The following is a 19,376-nucleotide window of genomic DNA, read 5'->3' on the forward strand; positions in this document are numbered from 1 at the left end:
TCGGCGCAAAAAGTCTTCAAGATTAGCTATTTAATCTTCTACTTTTTGAATTTTTGAGCAACAGCTTGCCTGAGATTCAAAGGTGGCTACTTTTAGCTGCGCTCATTTTTTAGTCTAAACTACAGTATTTAGGAATGAAAATTCAATAATTTCAGCATCTTTACGCCCGCTAGCTTTGCAGGCAAGGATTGAAAGTTCGAGATTGCTTAAGTTATTAAATTGCCATTCCTTAGCTGACCAGCGGCCATAATTATCTTAATACAGCAGTCGTATTGTTCCTGAAGATGCTTGTGTCCTAACTTGATAAGTTGCGCGGGCGTTCCATCAGCTACAGTTTCACTTTTGGTGGCTTTGCATTCTCCCACTACCTGATAGGGAGTTTCACAGTAGAAATCTAATCCACCAGCACCGCCTGTTGATTCTGGATCGAGGCTAGCTTCTGGTTTATTGTTAGAATTTGCAAATCCTAGCTTGACAAAACTTTGGCGGACTAACTTTTCAAAGCCATTACCGTCGCTAGAATTGCCGATTTGTGCGATCGTTTTAATCCAATCTAAATCAGAATCTGGTTTTGTTATAGGTGAATTTTCTGACCAACCTAGAAATATTTTGATTTCTACGTCTAGTTGTTTGGCTTTTGAGTTGGTGGTGGATAAATGCACTAATGCACTTTGCAACTCTTCCAATTCTGGATGTTCTGGCGGCTCTAGTTTTTCCAGTTGTTGACGGCGTTTAGCAAAGATAGACTCGATCAACACAGGCGTTGAATCAGTAACATTTAGGGATTTTGGCAAAGATATAAAATTGCCGCTGGGATGCACTGGAATTTCAAGCGGCTGAGGTAGCAGATAGACGCGAAGATGAGTTAGAAAAATATAACGTCGTTGCAGGAGAGTTTGCTGTAATGCCTCTGTTGTCCAGACTGTTAACTGTGACAAAGCCTCTAATGATTCTGGATCGTTTAGTATTTGACACCATTCGCATTTAGCCCAAGCTTTTATTAAAATCGTCTCAGAAGTTAACTGAGAAAATGAGGTTTTAGCAATTGGTAAAAAACTCGATCGGTAGTATTGCTCATGGGGGAGCAAATTAATCGGGATATTGGCTGGATATAGGGCAAATGACCGACCAGGCTCGATGAATATTCGAGGTCTGGCGGCAATCACTCGCCCTTCGATTAAGGCTTTCACATCTGGCGCAGGTAACTGCAAAGCCGTATCAACAAAAACAGAATAACTCATCCACTTATTTGACCTAATAAATTATCCAGTGATTAGTCGAAGTTGTTAATTTCAGTGGTATCAGGTAGGAAGGTACTTTCAAGTATACTATTGAGGAACCAAACCATCAGGAATCTGACCTGACGGATCGCTAAGAATTTCACAAATTAGATGATTTTCACTAGCCAGCTTTTTCTGAACAATAAACTGCTTTATTTGGTCTTCACTGACATCGTAATCTGCCTGAGCCTTGTTGACAAAATAAATAGCTAATAGAGGCTTGATATCTTCACTGGCAAGCTTGACAAATTCTCCACCTAATTCTTGAGAAAGAAGTTTGTCTAAAGACTGTTTTCCTACAGTATTCGGCCTAACATCTTTAGAACGAACTAAACAACCGCGAGTCATATCAAACTTTTGATAATCAATTAATCGCTTTAATGCGGCACTCACAAATCTTGCGCCAGATTCTTGAACAACTGCCACTACTATCTTGACAGACTTTCCATTTTCTTTACCTCGAATTCTAAAGTGGAGATAACCTCTGTCTACAGCTTTAGTTTGTACCTTTTCAATCTCCTCAACTTGCACTCCTTCCAAAGTCTCGCCTTTTACTGCAAGGAAGGCGAAATATAGAGCCTCGGCTAAAATAGTGCTATCCTCAAAATATTTCTCGATTGTTTCCTCAAGTGCATTCAGTTCGTTGTTAAAAGCAAGTTCAACTTGATGGAGTGGATCTGTTGCGATTGGCGATGGAGTATTATCACCAGGTACTTTCCAATTCTTAGCACACTCCTCTAAAACCTTTCTGACAATTAACTTTTCTTTTCCCAGTTCTCTCAGTTCACCTTCATCAAAAGGATAAACAGGATCAGGTGGAATTAAATCTTTACTGTCATAAAAATCTTGGAGCCATTGAGAAACTAGAGTCACTACATCATCAGCATTGAGATACTTTAAATCAAAAATCTTTTCACCCATTCTAGCTGTGACTGACTCTGCCTGCGGTAATGCTCTAATGTTAAACCAAGTTTCATCAAACATAGCTGTCATTAAGACACCTCGTTTAATTTTACCGTACAGGTCTTTTACTAAGAGTGCGACGACCTGCGCCCTGTTGAAACCAGCTTCATTCCGATCTACACTCTCTAACTCATCAAAGCCAATTACTAGAGTTCTGTAATCACCGATTAAGTCTAAAATTTGGCAGACAGTTTGAAATGCTTCGCCTTCTTTATCATCTTCCGTAGAATTTGGTAAACCCATTGCATCAGCTTGTGTCTGTGCCAAGGCTCTTCCAGATAGCCAGTTAATGGCAAAGCTCACTTTATCTGAAGAAAGTGTCCACAGAATAGCCTGTATCAAATAGGGATTTTCGATATTTGGCTTAATTTGAAGCACTTTTGCAGTTAAGGCATCAACGTCTAATTTATGATTTTCAGCTAAGATCCCAGGAAATTGCTTGACTAGCTGCTGAGGTATGTAAGTTTCCCCTAATGCCTCATTGATTAAAGCAGTTGCTAATTCTTGCCACTGCATTACGCCTTCGTTACCAATCCGTTTCAGGCTTGAGGACAAAGTGTTTAGAAAGTTAGCGTTGACTCGGTTTAAGTTTCCATAGTCTACGTCGCTCATATAAACAAAGAAAGAGCCACCTTCATCTAGAAGGCGGCGACGAATCCGACTGATTAAGTGGCTTTTTCCTAGACCTTTTTCAGCTCTGATCGTGATACCACTAACTGTGCGATACCCGGCACGAATTTGCTTGATTGCCTGAAAAACACCATCAGAGGCATGAGCATTGATAGAAGGAACGTCAGGAAAACTTGGCTTCCAAATATCATTACTCCTGACTATTAACGATCGGTCAAAAGGGTTTTGATTTGCAATAGCTTTACTGAGATATGCGATTGAGGAGTGAAAGTCATTCATCGTTTTGTGTGAGTGTGAAGAGATAATGGAGCGAATGCAGTTGAGGAAAACTAAGAACTCAAGTTAATTAGGTTAAACGCTTGACATAGCAGCGCAAACCGTTTACTTTTGTGGTGATAGAATCTTCGATTTTGTCGGGGGCGCTGTCTTCTACACTGCCACCTATAAGTTGGAGAATATCTTGAGCCTGCATTTCCAACAGCCACTCGTTGAATTGCGATCGCCCAACTCTTTCCCCGATCGCCCGCCGCATCCGATAAATCGGCACTAAATCGTCTAAGTTATAATCCCGGTTCAAGCTGTCGTACACATCCAACGCCACAGCCTTAAATTCTTCATAGGATGCGATCGCCCCTGCATCCTTCTTCCCCGTCTCCACAGCAACACTCGCCGCACCATCCTGATGCCGAATCCACTTCAGCAGAGCATTTCCCAGCCGAGTACCGATTTGAGAACCATCAAACTCAAACAGAGAATCTGGACTTTTCAAGCCCTGCGCTAAAACCTCTTTCCCCTTCGCACTCAACTCCACCCGCGTCACCCGATTTACCAGCGAATACTCGATCGCCCCGGATTCCTGCAACTGCGCGAGCACTTCCAGATACTTCTGACTCGTCTCATTAGTCCGGACAATCCGCTTCGTCAAATCCCCTTTTTTAACCGGAATCTGACCGCCACCCAAATCCCACAAATTCAGCAATACCCGAACTTTCGCCTTCGCATCCCAAACCGCTTGCTCTTCCGGTGTCAAAGTTTTAGACACAGCAATTTCATTTTGCTCAGACATATGTATACCTTTAAATCCCTATTGTTAGTATCAAATCTTACCAGAAATTTTGCTAAAAAACATCTCAACTTCTCAGCAAAATAGCGCGCGAGACCGCGCACAACCCATGCAAACTTCATTTTAAAATAATTGGCATTGACTAAAATTTGATTATTTGATAGAATGAGTGGTTGGACGATCGATCGAACTTCAAAATATCTACAGTCAATAAGAGCGATCGAACATTTCAATCAAAACAATCGGAATCAACGCCACTTACCAGAAAGAATTGGTTGAAAGCCGGAAGCCCGGAAAAAAATAAAATCAGACGATTGATTACTCTAATTCTCTTCATTCCAGGTAGAGGTCGCTGTCTATTTTCAACTGTCAACTGTCAACTAAAAACCTAGCAACCTCAACAAATATAGCGCTCCCAACCGCAGTCAACTAGCAGCAATTCACCTTAAGTGTGACTTTAGTTCGATCCCCACTTCAGCCTTTAGAAAGACGAATTCAACCGAAATATCTTGTTACATTGCGATCGAAGCATAGAAGAGAATTTTACCCATGAAAACTATTCCAGACCAAATTGCAGACATCAAAGAAAAACTGCCAGATTTCACTCCCACCCCTCCCGGTTTAAAAGCTCAAGTATCCAGCCACGACCTCAAAGCCCGCTTAGATTGGGGCGAACCCGGACTGACAATCATTGACGCCCGCGATTTTGAAAGCTTCGACAAAAGCCGCATTACCGGCGCCGCACCAATGCCAATGGACGAATTAGTAGAGCGAGCAAAAGCCAGCCTAGAACCCGTTCGCGACATCTACATCTACGGCGAAACCGACGAACAAACTGCTGAAGCAGCCAATCTTCTACGCGCAGCCGGCTTTAGAAAAGTAGCCGAATTAAAAGGCGGAATTCCTGCTTGGAAAGCCATCGACGGCCCCATCGACGGCGCTCTAGAACACGATAATCCCGGCCCCGACGCCTACAACGTTTTCGCTCGCCTGCAACATCACGCCAAAGCCCAGAAAATTAACAAATAATCTCAGATTCGCGGCACAATTAGCTAAAAAAATCTGACACTTAAAAAACCCGGCATCACAAAATTTACCGGGTTTCTCAATGACAAACCCCAAAAAATAGGTTCGTAGTGAGGACTTCAGTCCGCATCAAAATCAGAGGACTGAAGTCCTCACTACAAACCCAGAAAATAGGTTCGTAGTGAGGACTTCAGTCCGCATCTCTCATGACTAGGACTTCAGTCCGCATAAAAATTTGATTGCTTATATTATCTTTCTCTTATTTTTCCTTCCTCCCGTCCAAATACTGACACTTAAAAAACCCGGCATCACAAAATTTACCGGGTTTCTCAATGACAAACCCCAAAAAATAGGTTCGTAGTGAGGACTTCAGTCCGCATCAAAATCAGAGGACTGAAGTCCTCACTACAAACCCAGAAAATAGGTTCGTAGTGAGGACTTCAGTCCGCATCTCTCATGACTAGGACTTCAGTCCGCATCAAAATTTGATTGCTTATATTATCTTTCTCTTATCTTTCCTTTCTCCCCTCCAAATATGCCTTAACCTCCCCAAACATCAGGCGGTTTGCATCAAAAGTAATCAACTTAACAGCTTCCTCAGCAGAAACCCAGGCATGATTTTGAACTTCCTCAACTTGCAAAACCACATCCATCGAATTAACAAAGCCTAAAAAATAAGTCACAGTTTTGTCAATTTCCTCGCCATCTTTAACAAAGGAATAATGTTCCGTAAAACTCGGCTCATCCAGCATTTCAAAATCCGATATGCCAGTTTCCTCTGCAAATTCTCGCCTAGCCGTTTCCGCTGGAGTTTCCCCCGGATTCGCGTGACCTTTAGGAAACGCCCAATGTCCTGCTTGATGTTGAATCAACAAAAACAAACGCTCCGCTTCTTTTCCAAAGATTGGGACTATTCCAAAACATTCATCTTTCATTATTATTCTGTTTCCTATTAATTATTGTGTTTTTCAAAGGTTCGTAGTGAGGACTTCAGTCCTGTAATTTTGATGCGGACTAAAGTCCTCACTACGAACCTAAGCGAGTCGGCTGTCCTGTAATTTTGATGCGGACTAAAGTCCTCACTACGAACCTAAGCGAGTCGGCTGTTCGTACACCCGCTTCAAAGTATTAACATCCCTTGCAGAAATAGCCGGAGGATTCCGCACCTGAGAAAAATAAAGCACATCAGTTTCCAGCAAACTGTGGCCCCAAATTCCCAAAGCGTGCCCCAACTCATGCCGCGCCGTCGCTGGAATATACTTACCCACTTGATTCGGATTCAAATAAACCGCAAACCGATGAGATAAAACAGTTTTCTCCCCATCCCGACGATTGTACAACTCATAGGTGGATTCCCCCGATCGCGATCGCAAAAGCCCTTGACGCAAAGGCGGAGCCTGACGTAAAATTTTAATATCAGCCGCCTCGGAACTATCCACGACTTGTAAAGGCAAATAAACCGCCCATTCCCGCACAACACCCAACACTGCTGCTATCCATTCTTCAGACTTATTCCCATCAATCGGACGCTCTACATACACCTGAATCGGGAACTTCGACCACAGCAAATGACCGACATTTGGCTGTTTAATGCGATCGAAATAATCGCCGCTATTAGTTGCATCTTGCCAATTAGCCAGCGTTGGTGGTAAAGGGTGAACCTGTGGAGGGGGCAAAGTATTGGGGAGAGGAGCAAGACTCACGGCACGAGTATTAACCTGAGTCAAAATTATCAGGCTGCAACAACATAATAAAGCAAATCTCAAGCCTCCGAGCAATCGAGGCTTTATCCTAACTTTCCAGCGCATTTTTTTGACGGCAGATACACGCAAACAAACGCAGATAAATGCAAATTATATAAAGTTTATCTGCGTTTATCTGCGGTTAAAAATCCTAATCTTATAATTTAGGAGTCAACCAACCAGCACTCAAAATAATAGTCAAACCCATAAACACAATAGACAGACCCCAAGTAATCCGGTTGAGAGTTGTTTCCGCACTCTTAGCGCTGGTAAATAATTGAGCTTGTCCGCCAATCCCTCCAATGCCATCGCCTTTAGGACTGTGCAGCAAGACAAAAACTACAAGTCCTAAGGCAGACAAAGACCAGATAACTTGTAACACAGAAACTATATTCATAATTTAGGGTAATTGGTAATTAGTAATTGGCAATTCATTATCATATCAAATTTAGTCGATCGCACACAACCGCGCTTAGGGACAGGCGACTGCCTTTTGTCGTGTCAACAATCGCCTGAAAACCTTTGTATCTCTCGTTTGTCGCCGAGGCCAGATCCCCCTAAATCCCCCTTAAAAAGGGGGACTTCGATCCATTTCTTGTCCCCCCTTGTTAAGGGGGGCTAGGCAGGGTGGTTTTATTGTCGTCACACAAATTAGGTACGTTGTTGGGCTTTAGCCCTCTTTATAAGATTAGGAAAGAGGGCCCAAGCCCAACAACGTACCTTGGCCCAAGTGTGAGCCTACCTTCGATCTAAAGCCGCACCCGCACCGGAGTTCGATTGGCTCGAACTTCAAATTCAGCAGCTTGAATCATAGACTTTCCAGTCATCTCCGGGGGCTGAGGCAACTTCAACAGTTCCAAAATCGTCGGCGCCACATCGGCCAAACAGCCGTCCGCCCTGAGAGCAACATCTCCTCCGTGACCTGGAATTTTCAGACCTTCGCCTTCTATTAGAATAAAGGGCACCGGGTTAGTAGTGTGAGCCGTCCAAGGATTCCCATCCTCGTCGAACATCAACTCAGCATTTCCGTGGTCAGCAATAATAATTGCCGTTCCCCCAGCTTTGGAAATCCCGGTCAACAGCCGCCCCAAACATTTATCCACAGTTTGTATCGCAATTATCGTCGCATCCAGCATCCCCGTATGACCAACCATATCCGGGTTAGCGTAGTTAAGCACCACAAATGAATAAATCCGCTTGGACAAAGCCTCCAGCGCCACATCAGTCACCTCAGCCGCCGACATCTCCGGCGCCTCGTCGTAAGTCGCCACCATCGGGCTCTGCACCAACTCGCGGTCTTCCCCCTCAAAAGGCTCTTCCAGACCCCCATTAAAAAAATAAGTCACGTGAGCGTACTTTTCAGTTTCCGCTGTCCGCAACTGTCGCAAACCGTGGTTAGAAATCACCTCACCCAGAATATTGTTCAAATTCTGGGGTTCAAAAGCCACCAGTACCGACGACAGTTTGGGGTCATACTGAGTAAAACTCGCAAAAGTCAGAGGCTCAATTAACGATCGTTCAAAGCCTTTAAAATCTGGCGCTACAAAGGCCTGAGTCAACTCTCTAGCCCTGTCCGGGCGAAAATTGAAGAAAATCATCCCATCCCCGGATGCCACCGCGCCGGGGGCAATGCGAGTCGGAACTGCAAACTCGTCGGTCACTCCAACCGCATAGGAGGCCTGCAACACATCAACTGCCGATCGACCGTCAGGTGCGCTCTCAACCGTCATTACCTCATAAGCGCGGCTCACCCGATCCCAGCGTTTGTCCCTGTCCATCGCGTAATAGCGGCCGCTGATGGTAGCAATCCGACCGACCCCTACCTGTTTGATATAACCTTCTATCTTGCTGAGAGCTTCTACACCATCTTTCGGAGTAGTATCGCGGCCGTCTGTAATCGCGTGGATGCAAACTTCAGAAATTCCCTGTGCTTTTGCTAGCTGTAGCAAACCCAAAATGTGACTCAGGTGCGAGTGTACCCCACCCTCGGAACAAAGACCGGTCAGGTGTAACTTGCCGCCCCGACTGCGTACTTCCTCGCAAAGTTTAACCAGCGCCCGGTTGTCTAGCAAAGAACCATCTTCGACTGCATCCGAGATTCGCACTAACTCTTGAGGAACCACCCGGCCGGCGCCCAGATTTAAGTGACCGACTTCCGAGTTGCCCATTTGCCCGTCTGGAAGCCCTACCGCCCGACCTGATGTGTTAATCAGAGTTCTGGGATAAGCTGCCCAGAGACTGTCCATCACGGGTGTTTTCGCCTGTGCGATCGCATTTCCGTCTTTTTCTTCACGATAACCCCAGCCATCTAGAATAATCAGCACTACAGGAGATACAGACGTTTGTGCCATGCCAATACCCTATTTACAATAATTAATTTCTCGATCGTCATTATTGCCGATTTTGCGGAACATCTTCCGCTCATATATTTTGTACAGCGGCCCAACAACGCTAACAATAATTCCCCAGCTACAGCATTTTGGGAACTAATTTTCACCCGATCGGCAAATTGTCTAATAGATTGCCTTGCCTTAAACTGTTAATCCACCGTTGGAGACTGTTACTCGATAGCGCCAACAGTGGCAGTGCTTTGACAGCCGGATTTTGCCGGATTGTTCAACGGTCAACTTATCGGTAAACACTCAAAACAATACCACACTCGCCGACATTTGGCTAGTTCCTGAAGAAATAAATTAAACAGCCTTGACCGGGCTGCGAATAACTTTACAGTATGCGAATAATAATTGGTTTCTGAATTGGCTCAGTTTCAGCGAACATAAAACTCTACAACATCTTTTTTGATTTTCACATCGTAATTGCCAAAGAAATCGTGACCGAGGAGACCAATTTCCATTTGTTTGGCGATCGCCACTTCGACATTTTGGATTGCAGCACCCCCAACCCGAATCGATCGCACCACACCAATGGGGAACTCGACAATGCTACCGTCAGCGATCCCCGCTCTCCCAGTGCCCACTTGCCTCACTCCCAGTGCAGTAGCCATCCGCTGAGTAATTAAAGTGCCGCTCGCCCCGGTATCGACAATCATTTCAAAAGTCTTGTTACCGTTAAATACCACATCAATCACAGGTGTCCCACCCGCGCGGCGCTTGATTTTAGCTTGAAATACCTTTTGATTCCCACTAGGGGCAGGTTGATTGGCTGGCGGTTGGGCACTAGGATTTGAGGGGCCCCGGCGAAACTGAGAATACACATTGCCACTTCTGGCTTCTGAGGCTGCTGTGAAAGTGCGATTCCCTTCGGGATAGCTCCGCTTCACGATCTGGTGGGAAGTTGCAAGTGGCACCAATGCCATCACCTTTGTTTCTGGCTGATGTGAACGAGCATTCACATTGCCGCTTCCCACCGATCCCAGACCTACCAAAATAGCCACAGAAACAATGCCCGATCGCCAAATCCGTTGGAGAATCACTTTTGCCACCATAACCATGCCCTAATTAGTTAAATATGTACAAGAACCACCACCATTGATATCCTAACCTGCTCCTGAAAACCCAGGGCCCGCCTCAATATCAAATCGTCCGGAAAACTTGGCAATTTAAAAGCGATCGCATACCATCAAACCAGGTAAACTGAAAAGCGGCAAATGGCAGCAACTGCAATTGCCATTTGGATCACTTAAAAGTCAGGCGTTTGGGGACGATCGGTAATGCGTAAACTTTTATATTTTGCAACTATAGGAATGCTGGCTTTCTCGATCGGGGGATGCGGCGACGGGGGTGGCGACACAGCCAGTCCCACTCCTAGTCCTAGTATCAGTCCGGGTGCAACACCAGGGGCACCAGCAGCCAACGCTCCCGGAACGACCGGGGGTGTGGCAAGTCCCACACCAGGAGCTCAGACATTCCCCTCTCCAGTAGTAGCGGCCCAGCCCCCCGGCTTGATCCGATCGACAAACCCTGACGATCGCGCCAGACAAGCTCAAGCAGACATTGATGGCAAAAAGACAGCCCCAAGGGCAATTCCCCAGACATCTGTCCCCGGCCAAGCAAATGACCCATTCTCAGTCCTTCCCCCTCAACCACTCAAAACAGACGGTGGCGGGACAGCGGGCAACGAACTCCCCAACCTCCCAGTCAGACAAGTTCCAAGTCTGCCCAAGCTGCCAGACGAGAGAAACCCACCTCGGTGGACGCCAGTACCGGGATCGAAAAGGGCACCGGGCGGCGGCACAGTTGCCGAACTTCCCAAAGCTCAAAGCCCCGCACAGGTGTCAAGTCTTCCCAACCTGCCGCTAACCCCCGTACCCCAATGGCGGCCGCCAATTTCAGCGCGTCCCCAAGCAGCCCCCGGACGCCCCGGAGCGAGACCAGCAGGCTCCCCAAACGTCGCAGGAAATCCGGCATCAATACCCGGAGTGCCCTCTGTACCGGGCATCGCAACAGGCGGCACCGGCACCAGACCAGGACGCCCAGGATCCAGACCAGCAGGTGCCCCAAACGTCGCGGGAAATCCGGCATCAATACCGGGAGTGCCTTCTATACCGGGCTTCCCAACAGGCACCACCGGCGGCACCGGTACCAGACCAGGACGCCCAGGATCCAGACCAGCAGGTTCCCCAGACATAGCAGGAGCTCCGGCATCATCAATACCAGGAGTTCCCTCTATACCGGGCTTCCCAAGAGGCACGACGGCAAGCCCCCAAGGGACGCGACGACCAGCAGCAACACCGGGACGACCGGCCGCGACACCGGGACGACCAGCCGCGACACCGGGACGCCCGCCAGCGATCGCCGCCCGCCCGCCCGGCCCACCACGCCCTCCCAACATTCCCAACATCGCCACCAGAGAATTGCCCGGTCTGCCCAAGCTGCCGGAATTAACACCGCCGCCATCGTGGCAAGACCCGAATCCACCACCACCCCCCGCACCCCCCGCACCACCACCGCCACCGCCTTCGACAGACAATGCCAAAGGAGTTGAAGTTAGTGGCGTAGTCAGAGTTGGTAATGACATACTGGTAATTGTGAAAGCACCTAACGAGCCAACAAGTCGATATATCAAAGTAGGACAGCGGGTTGCTAGCGGGCAGGTGCTAATCAAACGGGTTGATTTCAAATCAGGAGCCGATCCGATTGTGGTTCTAGAAGAAAACGGTGTAGAGGTTTCTAAAATTGTGGGAGAAAAATCTCCCCGAGTTGCCCAGAACCCAATTTAATGCAAAATTTAGCTCAATCCTTAGAAAAAAAATTGAGAACCGTCATGCTTCGCTCAATTAAACAACTCGGAATATTCATGTTGGTTGGCACGGGGGTAGGATGCCTCTCACTGCTAGCCAATACTAAATCGTCATTGGCGGCGCCAGCAGCAGAACAAAAGCGCCCTCCGGTTTGCGAAGGCTCTCCCCCGAACGGTAGAGTCAAGTGCAACTACGAAAATGGCGACAATTATGAAGGAACTTTCGTCAACGGCAGACCTCAGGGACAAGGAATATACGTATACTCCAAGGGCGATCGCTACGAAGGACAGTTTCGTAACGGGGTTCCCAACGGTCAAGGCACATTCCTGTTCGCTAACGATGACCGCATGGTAGGAGAGTTCCGCAACGGTCTGATCGTTAGGGGAGAAGCTATTTTTGCCACGGGCGATCGCTACAGAGGAACATTTGAAATTGTTCAACAAGTAGGTGGCAGCGCTCCAAGCAGTCAGCCGCACGGTCAAGGGCAATTTATCTTTGCCACGGGCGATCGCTACGCCGGACAATTTTTTGCAGGAAACCCATTTGGTCGGGGAGTGTTTACCCGATCGGACGGCACTCGCTGCGACGGTCAGTTTTTCAACGAAAAGCTAGACGGTAAAGGTAGTTGCAGTTTCCCCAACGGCGTTCGCTACGAAGGCGAATTTCGCAAGGGATTGCCTCACGGTAGAGGCGTAATTACAGATGCTAAAGGTAGACGCTTTTCTGGAGAGTTTCGGGCAGGCAAGCGCGTTCAACCGTGAATCTCGCTGCTAAAATTTGCGATCGGACATTAGTGGAGGCCTTTTGACATGACGACAAATGCTGCTTCTAGTTCTGGGCACGCCAGCCAAATTCCTTTTGACTTTGCCCCGCAGCGGAATCAAGATGCTGACTTATTAAGACAGCTAGATTTTGTTCCGGGTTTGAAGGAAATCTTGACTTTGCGCCAAGTTCATGCATTGGAACACGCTACGGTTTGGGTACTCAGCCAATCTGGCGGTACGCCGACAGCAAGAGCGGATAATCAGTTATTGGGCGGAATGTCCACTGACCAAGGATTTTATCTGTACGGCCGCGTTAACATTGCACAGTTGCGTCATGCAGTGCAATTAGCTTTGCAGCGGATTGCCAGCGGAGAGTGGGATTTAGCCGTACATCCCCGCTGCGGCACCAACTTGTCGGTGGCGATGCTGCTGACTGCTGGACTTGCTGTCGGCATCAATTTAGCTCTGCCGAAGGGGCCCATTCTGCAACTTTTGGGTTTGGGTGCGGCGGCGACGACAGCAGCTCAGTTAGCTCCCGATGTGGGAGCTCTGGCTCAGCGTTACGTCACAACTGCTATTCCGTTTAATTTGAGTATTGTTGATATTTCTGTGAGTCACGACTTCTGGGGACGGGAAGCTCATTTTGTGCGCGTGCGTTGGGTTGAATAGCTGCTGCGGCAAGGGAGAGGTTCAACAGTTGACAGTTGACAGTTGACAGTTGACAGTTGACCATGGGAGAGCGACCTCTACCTAGAAGGAAGAGGATTGAAGTAATGAATAGTCTGATTCTAATTTCTCCCGCTCCGGGAGAGGCTTTCAACCAATTCTTTCTGGTAAATCTTCATTTTTCCTTTGTCGTTCTTCCTTTTTCCTTTTTCACTGCTTGATGCAAGTGTCACAATAAATATTTTTTGGGTACGTTGTTGGGAAAAGAGCGCTCTTTTTCTAAAAACGTACCTTTTTTAATGTGCCATCTGCTTTGTTCATTCTGTCTTTTTCATTCTTCTTTCTGCTATATCATTTGTATTATCTTTTTTATCAGGTAGATGAGACATAATTCGTAAATGCAGTTTTTAGGGGCGTAACTTGCTAAGTAATAAATCTAAGAAGGGCTAAAGCCCAACAACGTACCTAATTTTTAGAATGAGGAAAAATATATTTTTTTATATTTATATAAATTTGTATGATATTCAATTTTATTTTTCACAATCAAGGCGTCAGCTATGAAAAGCTCGGATTGATTTCTGAGGCGACTTGCCAGAAGAGAGCAGCATCAGGTAAAATTGCTTGTTAGAATTTTTAGATCAAAAGTCAATCAAAAAATGTGCAAACTAGCGATCGACAAAACCAGTCTAGCAAGCCTGCTGGCTGTCACCTTAGCCCTAGCAGGCAACAGCTTTTTACCTTTGGGTGACAATGCGAGTTTTGCGAGGGAAATTGCCCAAGCTAACGAACCAGAAAGAGTTCCAGACGGCAAGATGGTTCCCGTTAATGGCAAAGCTAATGTGAGATTAACGAATAAAACCAGCGATCGACTATTTTATCAAGTAGTTGGACAAACTAACCGCCGCACCTTAGCCGAAAATTCAACAGTCGCGCTGCAAGCATTGACACTACCTGCATCCATTGTATTTAGGCGACAAGACGGCGCATTATTGAAAGCGAGTTTAAAACCGGTTGGTGAAGGCACAGTAGAAGTAAGATTAGACGAGACAAATGATTTAGGTTTGGATAAAAGATCTTTAAGCATTCGGAATGATGGTGCACTGTTTCTCCGATAACACGGCGGTTGAAACCGCCCGATCTTCTTATGCCAAGCATATTGATATAAAATCAATTTGGCGATCGCCCTGGCAACTCGAACTCACCTTCAATACACCATCCGAATCCCTATGTCAATCAAAAAAATTCTTTCCATAGCCCTGTTAATTTTCATCCCCATTTCCATCGCGGCCGAATATTTGCACTGGGGTTCCCTGGTAGTTTTCATCACATCCGCCCTAGGCATTATACCTCTGGCGATTTGGTTGAGCACAGCAACAGAAGAAGTGGCGATCGTCACAGGGCCATCTATCGGCGGCTTATTAAATGCAGTCTTCGGGAATGCTACGGAATTAATTATTGCCATAGTAGCCCTGAAAGCCGGCTTGATTGACATCGTGAAAGCCAGCATCACCGGCACAATTATCAGCAACTTGCTCTTGGTGATGGGATTTTCGATGCTGCTAGGGGGAATCCGCTACAAAGAACAAGAATTTAAGCCAATTATCGCCCGGGTGAACGGTTCCACCATGACTCTAGCAGTGATTGCGATTCTGCTGCCGACGATGGTAATTTACACGTCGAATGGAGTGGAACCCGCAGCCATTCAGAATCTTTCGTTGATAACTGCGATCGTCCTAATTGCAGTTTACGCACTAACGCTGCTATTTTCCTTAAAAACTCACAGCTATCTTTACGAAGTCGGCATACTAGAGTTAGAAGATTCTGAAAATACTGATGAAACTGCACACAAACCGAATTTGTGGCTGTGGATAGGAGTGCTAGTAGCCTCAACAGTTGCTGTTGCTTTTGAATCAGAAATTTTCGTGGGCGTTGTCGAAGAAACTACCAAAGGATTGGGATTAACACCACTGTTTACAGGTGTAATTTTGTTGCCGATTGTGGGCGGTGCGGCGGAATACGTAACGGCGGTGGGAGTGGCGATGAAAAATAATATGGATTTGTCAGTTTCCGTGGCGATGGGTTCGAGTTTGCTAGTTGCTTTGCTGGTTGCGCCGGTGTTGGTGATTATCGGTATCGTGATTCATCAGCCGATGGATTTAAACTTTAATCCGTTTGAAGTGGTTGCAGTTGCCATTGCGGTAACAATCGCTAATCTAATTAGTCTCGACGGGCGATCTAATTGGCTGGAAGGAGTGCTACTTTTGGCAACATATATTGTGTTAGCTGCGGCATTTTACTTTCACCCTGTTACTTGAACCAGGTTGGTAGTGAGGACTTTAGTCCTAATAAAATAGGTTGCTAGTCAGGACTTTAGTCTTTGCTGCTAATTGGCTAAAGAAAGGACTGAAGTCCTTACTACGAACCTCGGGAATAAAGGACTGAAGTCCTTACTACGAACCTCGGGAATAAAGGACTGAAGTCCTTACTACGAACCTCGGGAATAAAGGACTGAAGTCCTTACTACGAACCTCGGGAATAAAGGACTGAAGTCCTTACTACGAACCTCGGGAATAAAGGACTGAAGTCCTTACTACGAACCTCGGGAATAAAGGACTGAAGTCCTTACTACGAACCTCGGGAATAAAGGACTGAAGTCCTTACTACGAACCGGCAGGAATTACTACGGACAGCGACACTCTTGAACAGTAACACACTCTATTCTGCAACTTTTTCCTTTGCGTCTCCTCTCGCGACAATCAGAAGCATCCTGACATTGTGAGGTGACTTTGTTCTCACAAATTTGCTGGCGTGGAAAAGTACCTAAATTTTGTACAGAAACTTGAGCGGTAAGCGCACCCTGTTCTATAACTTGGTTATTTTCTTTGATTTCATAGGCAAATTTATTTTCGCCCTCTAAAACCGAAAAAGTTCTTGTTTTGTGACTGTTTGCTAACTTAAATCCAAAACTTTCGGAAGACTCACCTTTGTCATAACTTCTATCCGTGTAAGGATAGGGGTCAGTTTCCATGCCATCAGTCACATTTTTAATCAGCACTCTTCTGTTAGGGCCGGGGGGAGTCTTGCTGGAAACAAATCGAGCGCTTTGCGAATCAGGGGAGATGCCACTTCCGGGACACTGACCTATATATTCAACGCGCTTGAATTGAATCATGTTAATATTAAAACTGTTCTCGTTTTTTACCCGAAATTGTGCTTCGCTAGTCTGCTGGGCGCTGACTGTGAAAGCTGCTAGTGTGACTAAAATTACACCAATCAAAAAAGCTAGGAATTTGATCGATCGCTTCCCCGTAAAAAATCTGGCGCGTTTCATCTCTTTATACCTCCAATATGAAAAAAGTGCATTTTATTTTAATGTAAGTTTAACTAGAAAGCCTATCTATTGTCAAGAAAGATAAAATAGGTTTGTAGTGAGGACTTTAGTCAGGTTTGTAGTGAGGACTTTAGTCCTTCCTGGTTAGTCTCTCCACCAATAAATGAAGTATTTATGGTGCAGGTTTGTAGTGAGGACTTTAGTCCTTCCTGGTTAGTCTCTCCACCAATGAATGAAGTATTTATGGTGCAGGTTTGTAGTGAGGACTTTAGTCCTTCCTGGTTAGTCTCTCCACCAATGAATGAAGTATTCATGGTGCAGGTTTGTAGTGAGGACTTTAGTCCTTCCTGGTTAGTCTCTCCACCAATGAATGAAGTATTTATGGTGCAGGTTTGTAGTTGCTAGATGATTAATTAATTAACCATAACTGACGCACCCTACTTTAAAATTTTACTCGATCGCGCCACTTGTCTACTGTCTTGTTTGTGACTCCTGGCAACTTTTCGACATCCTCCCAAGACTCAAAAGGGTGCCTTTCCCGCGCTGCAATAATTTTCTCGGCTAACTTCGGGCCAACTCCTGGCAAAGTTTCTAATTCTTCCTGAGTCGCGCTATTCAAATTAATTAACTTTTTAGTGGCAACAATTTGGGGTTGAGGATTCGCAGATTTGGATGCTGCTTGTACTGATTCGCACTCTTTTTGCTTAGCGTCAATTTTCTGTTTGATTCGGGCGGGAATTCCCAAGATTGCACCTTTGTAAAGCCGATCGAACTCTCGCTCAAAATGGGCCCCAACCGTCGGGCTGTCGATCGCCAATAATGTCTCATCATTCCCGTGATTTGCAGCCTCAGTCCAGTTGTGAGAGCCTGTAAGGACGGTATTTCCATCTATAACGCCGAATTTGTGGTGCAGGCGATCGCCCATTGGTAACTGCGGCACTCCCACTGTCGTCAGCGGCTTTCTCCACGGGCGATTGTCAGATTCTAAGCTGCAATCTTGCATCAAAGTCGCTCCCATCATGTCTAATCCTTCGCTGTAAGGGCGATAAATGAAATTTGAGTCAATCAAAGCTCGCACCGCTACACCGCGCCTAGATTCAAGTTCTAGAGTATTGGACAACTGCTGAGCCGAAAATACAAACAGTGCCAAATTAACAGATTTTTTCGCCTTTGCTAAAGTGCGATTTATCAAACTGTTAACGCTTTGTTCCCAAGGTAAAGTCGCACTTGTTGGTGAAAATTGCACGGCAACAGTTGCATTACCAACTCTCACTTTTTGCACTTGACGAAACGGCTTTTTGATGCCAAACTTGCTATCCGGTTTACCACCGGGCCCGTCGCCCCACATGATGTTAAATTCTTGAGTAAAGATTTGCGCTAATTGAGGGCTGTCTATTTTTAGCAGATTGTTGGCATTGCCGCGACTTGCTGCTGTCTTGAAATCACCGTGAATATCGCTGGTGGTAAAGTTAGCCGAAGTTACGATGACTGTTTTGCCGTCAATTACTACAAATTTGTGGTGCATCAAACCGCTGCCTTTACTTCCGTCAGCAGTATCGTCAATGACAGGAATCCCCGCATCCCGGACAATTACCAAAGCATCGTTTTGCTTGATTTCCTCGGCACTCAATTTACCGTCTTTATTGATATCGGCGAGTTGCAGAAATTCGCTGTAGCGATCGCGCTCTCGTTCCGGTAACTTTGCCAACTCCTGGGTTGTATAATCGCTCCAAGGGCGATTGTAGATATGTTCGACAATTAATCTGATTTTAATTCCAGTGCGCGCGCGATCGGCTAACCTTCGCGCAATACCGGGCAACCGAAACTCCTGAACCGCAACATCTACGGTCAATTCAGCATTGGCTACTGCGTCGGCGATTAACTTTTCTAAATCGTCTCCAGGTCTAGTTTGTGCGCGGTATGGCTCTGTATAACTCGAAGTGAGCGACTGATTGAAGTATACTTGCAACAAGGGGTCTTGAGGCAGCGGAGCCAGACTGGGAGGTAAATTCTGCACGTCCTGCTTTGCTTGTCCGCAAGCCGTCAGGGCGATCGCTAGCATTCCAACACAACACAAACCTGGTAAATTATAATAAAGTACATTCACAAAATTTAAAATTTTATTGAGGTCATCAGTCTATTCAGAGTGGAAAGATATTGGATCGAGGAAAGTTAAAACTATTAAATTTATGACAGGGAATAGATTTTGCGTCTTGTAGAACTGCCTCGATGCCGGAAGCATCACTGGTAGGGTAGCAGCATTCAGGGGCGTGGGTCAAACCCGATACTGATGCTTTATGGGTAAAAGAAAAACAATTTTTGATTGTGGTCACAGGGGATATGGTAAAGCGTGCCATCGCTGCACGCAAGAGTTGATAGCGCAACAGCAATCAGTTGAACTGCTGGCCGAAAAACAAACCCAAAAACAAGAGAAGGAAGCATCATTTGCTAGAGATATCATCGATCTCAGAGGTCTGCCCGATCATGTAGTTACTAAAGCTCGCGCTATTATAGCAGCTTTGGGCGAAAATAAGAATTACAGAGATTTTGGCGGCAAACGTCTCCGTCACAACCGCTGGATTGTGAGCATTCCTGTAACCCGCAACTACAGAATGCTTTGTGAAGATTGCGGCACTTTCTTAATTCCCCAAAAAGTCTTGTCCCACGAAGACTACAATGTCTGCAAGCCTGGGAGTCATTAGTCAGTTGAC

General features: G+C 46.1%; 18 protein-coding genes. 8 read left to right on the top strand and 10 right to left on the bottom strand.

What is annotated here, in order from left to right; all coding sequences use genetic code 11:
* Positions 1-206 precede the first annotated feature (206 nt).
* The 3 genes from QZW82_RS26825 to QZW82_RS26835 all read right to left on the bottom strand — a co-directional run bounded on the left by QZW82_RS26825 (position 207) and on the right by QZW82_RS26835 (position 3,939).
* The gene (locus QZW82_RS26825; RefSeq protein ID WP_293155536.1) at positions 207-1,241 is read right to left on the bottom strand and encodes a DUF1802 family protein; all 1,035 of its coding nucleotides are present in this window, start codon (positions 1,239-1,241) and stop codon (positions 207-209) included.
* Between the two features lie 87 nt (positions 1,242-1,328).
* Positions 1,329-3,152, bottom strand: coding sequence for a hypothetical protein (locus QZW82_RS26830; RefSeq protein ID WP_293155539.1), 1,824 nt, complete (start codon positions 3,150-3,152; stop codon positions 1,329-1,331).
* 67 nt (positions 3,153-3,219) lie between these two features.
* Positions 3,220-3,939, bottom strand: a complete 720-nt coding sequence (locus QZW82_RS26835; RefSeq protein WP_293155542.1) for a hypothetical protein — start codon at positions 3,937-3,939, stop codon at positions 3,220-3,222.
* A 546-nt stretch (positions 3,940-4,485) separates the two neighbouring features.
* Here QZW82_RS26835 and QZW82_RS26840 point away from each other — a divergent pair.
* Positions 4,486-4,965, top strand: a complete 480-nt coding sequence (locus QZW82_RS26840; protein ID WP_293155545.1) for a rhodanese-like domain-containing protein — start codon at positions 4,486-4,488, stop codon at positions 4,963-4,965.
* A gap of 506 nt (positions 4,966-5,471) precedes the next feature.
* On the opposite strand, the gene QZW82_RS26845 is transcribed toward QZW82_RS26840, so the two are convergent.
* From QZW82_RS26845 to QZW82_RS26865, 5 genes are all read right to left on the bottom strand, one after another.
* Positions 5,472-5,897, bottom strand: a complete 426-nt coding sequence (locus tag QZW82_RS26845; protein WP_293155552.1) for an NUDIX domain-containing protein — start codon at positions 5,895-5,897, stop codon at positions 5,472-5,474.
* Positions 5,898-6,044: 147 nt separating this feature from the next.
* Positions 6,045-6,665 carry a peptidase gene (locus QZW82_RS26850; RefSeq protein ID WP_293155555.1) on the bottom strand — a complete coding sequence of 207 codons (621 nt, stop codon included), beginning with the start codon at positions 6,663-6,665 and terminating at the stop codon, positions 6,045-6,047.
* A 196-nt stretch (positions 6,666-6,861) separates the two neighbouring features.
* Entirely contained in the window at positions 6,862-7,101 is a 240-nt protein-coding gene (secG, locus tag QZW82_RS26855; protein WP_293155559.1) for a preprotein translocase subunit SecG, read from the bottom strand.
* A gap of 352 nt (positions 7,102-7,453) precedes the next feature.
* Entirely contained in the window at positions 7,454-9,055 is a 1,602-nt protein-coding gene (gpmI, locus tag QZW82_RS26860) for a 2,3-bisphosphoglycerate-independent phosphoglycerate mutase (protein ID WP_293155561.1), read from the bottom strand.
* Positions 9,056-9,471: 416 nt separating this feature from the next.
* Positions 9,472-10,149 carry a retropepsin-like aspartic protease gene (locus QZW82_RS26865; protein WP_293155563.1) on the bottom strand — a complete coding sequence of 226 codons (678 nt, stop codon included), beginning with the start codon at positions 10,147-10,149 and terminating at the stop codon, positions 9,472-9,474.
* A gap of 225 nt (positions 10,150-10,374) precedes the next feature.
* Here QZW82_RS26865 and QZW82_RS26870 point away from each other — a divergent pair, with 225 nt between their 5' ends.
* The 5 genes from QZW82_RS26870 to cax all read left to right on the top strand — a co-directional run bounded on the left by QZW82_RS26870 (position 10,375) and on the right by cax (position 15,649).
* Positions 10,375-11,883, top strand: a complete 1,509-nt coding sequence (locus QZW82_RS26870) for a hypothetical protein (RefSeq protein WP_293155565.1) — start codon at positions 10,375-10,377, stop codon at positions 11,881-11,883.
* 44 nt (positions 11,884-11,927) lie between these two features.
* Positions 11,928-12,665, top strand: a complete 738-nt coding sequence (locus tag QZW82_RS26875) for an MORN motif-containing protein (RefSeq protein ID WP_293155568.1) — start codon at positions 11,928-11,930, stop codon at positions 12,663-12,665.
* Positions 12,666-12,713: 48 nt separating this feature from the next.
* A complete protein-coding gene (locus QZW82_RS26880) occupies positions 12,714-13,337 on the top strand; it encodes a DUF6391 domain-containing protein (RefSeq protein ID WP_293155571.1) in 624 nt (207 codons plus the stop codon).
* Between the two features lie 653 nt (positions 13,338-13,990).
* Positions 13,991-14,449: a hypothetical protein gene (locus QZW82_RS26885; RefSeq protein WP_293155574.1), complete on the top strand. Its 459-nt coding sequence runs from the start codon at positions 13,991-13,993 to the stop codon at positions 14,447-14,449.
* A gap of 111 nt (positions 14,450-14,560) precedes the next feature.
* Positions 14,561-15,649 carry a calcium/proton exchanger gene (gene cax, locus QZW82_RS26890; RefSeq protein WP_293155577.1) on the top strand — a complete coding sequence of 363 codons (1,089 nt, stop codon included), beginning with the start codon at positions 14,561-14,563 and terminating at the stop codon, positions 15,647-15,649.
* Positions 15,650-16,014: 365 nt separating this feature from the next.
* Here cax and QZW82_RS26895 read toward each other — a convergent pair whose 3' ends face one another.
* Positions 16,015-16,665 carry a hypothetical protein gene (locus QZW82_RS26895; protein ID WP_293155580.1) on the bottom strand — a complete coding sequence of 217 codons (651 nt, stop codon included), beginning with the start codon at positions 16,663-16,665 and terminating at the stop codon, positions 16,015-16,017.
* A gap of 174 nt (positions 16,666-16,839) precedes the next feature.
* Here QZW82_RS26895 and QZW82_RS26900 point away from each other — a divergent pair, with 174 nt between their 5' ends.
* Positions 16,840-17,070 carry a hypothetical protein gene (locus QZW82_RS26900; RefSeq protein ID WP_293155583.1) on the top strand — a complete coding sequence of 77 codons (231 nt, stop codon included), beginning with the start codon at positions 16,840-16,842 and terminating at the stop codon, positions 17,068-17,070.
* 37 nt (positions 17,071-17,107) lie between these two features.
* Here the strand turns inward: QZW82_RS26900 and QZW82_RS26905 are convergent, their stop codons facing one another.
* Positions 17,108-18,772 carry a DUF655 domain-containing protein gene (locus tag QZW82_RS26905; protein WP_293155586.1) on the bottom strand — a complete coding sequence of 555 codons (1,665 nt, stop codon included), beginning with the start codon at positions 18,770-18,772 and terminating at the stop codon, positions 17,108-17,110.
* 190 nt (positions 18,773-18,962) lie between these two features.
* Here QZW82_RS26905 and QZW82_RS26910 point away from each other — a divergent pair, with 190 nt between their 5' ends.
* Entirely contained in the window at positions 18,963-19,367 is a 405-nt protein-coding gene (locus tag QZW82_RS26910) for a hypothetical protein (RefSeq protein ID WP_293155589.1), read from the top strand.
* The last annotated feature ends 9 nt before the right edge of the window (positions 19,368-19,376 follow it).

The sequence above is a fragment of the Microcoleus sp. bin48.metabat.b7b8b9.023 genome, assembly GCF_013299185.1.
Lineage (GTDB): Bacteria > Cyanobacteriota > Cyanobacteriia > Cyanobacteriales > Microcoleaceae > Microcoleus.

What these genes read in the sequence shown, in the direction of transcription:
- QZW82_RS26900 (WP_293155583.1), top strand. Translation starts at nt 16,840, where the DNA reads ATGGTGCAGGTTTGTAGTGAGGACTTTAGTCCTTCCTGGTTAGTCTCT.
- QZW82_RS26865 (WP_293155563.1), bottom strand. Translation starts at nt 10,149, where the DNA reads ATGGTGGCAAAAGTGATTCTCCAACGGATTTGGCGATCGGGCATTGTT.
- secG (WP_293155559.1), bottom strand. Translation starts at nt 7,101, where the DNA reads ATGAATATAGTTTCTGTGTTACAAGTTATCTGGTCTTTGTCTGCCTTA.
- QZW82_RS26910 (WP_293155589.1), top strand. Translation starts at nt 18,963, where the DNA reads ATGGGTAAAAGAAAAACAATTTTTGATTGTGGTCACAGGGGATATGGT.
- QZW82_RS26830 (WP_293155539.1), bottom strand. Translation starts at nt 3,152, where the DNA reads ATGAATGACTTTCACTCCTCAATCGCATATCTCAGTAAAGCTATTGCA.
- QZW82_RS26840 (WP_293155545.1), top strand. Translation starts at nt 4,486, where the DNA reads ATGAAAACTATTCCAGACCAAATTGCAGACATCAAAGAAAAACTGCCA.
- QZW82_RS26885 (WP_293155574.1), top strand. Translation starts at nt 13,991, where the DNA reads ATGTGCAAACTAGCGATCGACAAAACCAGTCTAGCAAGCCTGCTGGCT.
- QZW82_RS26825 (WP_293155536.1), bottom strand. Translation starts at nt 1,241, where the DNA reads ATGAGTTATTCTGTTTTTGTTGATACGGCTTTGCAGTTACCTGCGCCA.
- gpmI (WP_293155561.1), bottom strand. Translation starts at nt 9,055, where the DNA reads ATGGCACAAACGTCTGTATCTCCTGTAGTGCTGATTATTCTAGATGGC.
- QZW82_RS26895 (WP_293155580.1), bottom strand. Translation starts at nt 16,665, where the DNA reads ATGAAACGCGCCAGATTTTTTACGGGGAAGCGATCGATCAAATTCCTA.
- cax (WP_293155577.1), top strand. Translation starts at nt 14,561, where the DNA reads ATGTCAATCAAAAAAATTCTTTCCATAGCCCTGTTAATTTTCATCCCC.
- QZW82_RS26875 (WP_293155568.1), top strand. Translation starts at nt 11,928, where the DNA reads ATGCTTCGCTCAATTAAACAACTCGGAATATTCATGTTGGTTGGCACG.
- QZW82_RS26880 (WP_293155571.1), top strand. Translation starts at nt 12,714, where the DNA reads ATGACGACAAATGCTGCTTCTAGTTCTGGGCACGCCAGCCAAATTCCT.
- QZW82_RS26845 (WP_293155552.1), bottom strand. Translation starts at nt 5,897, where the DNA reads ATGAAAGATGAATGTTTTGGAATAGTCCCAATCTTTGGAAAAGAAGCG.
- QZW82_RS26870 (WP_293155565.1), top strand. Translation starts at nt 10,375, where the DNA reads ATGCGTAAACTTTTATATTTTGCAACTATAGGAATGCTGGCTTTCTCG.
- QZW82_RS26835 (WP_293155542.1), bottom strand. Translation starts at nt 3,939, where the DNA reads ATGTCTGAGCAAAATGAAATTGCTGTGTCTAAAACTTTGACACCGGAA.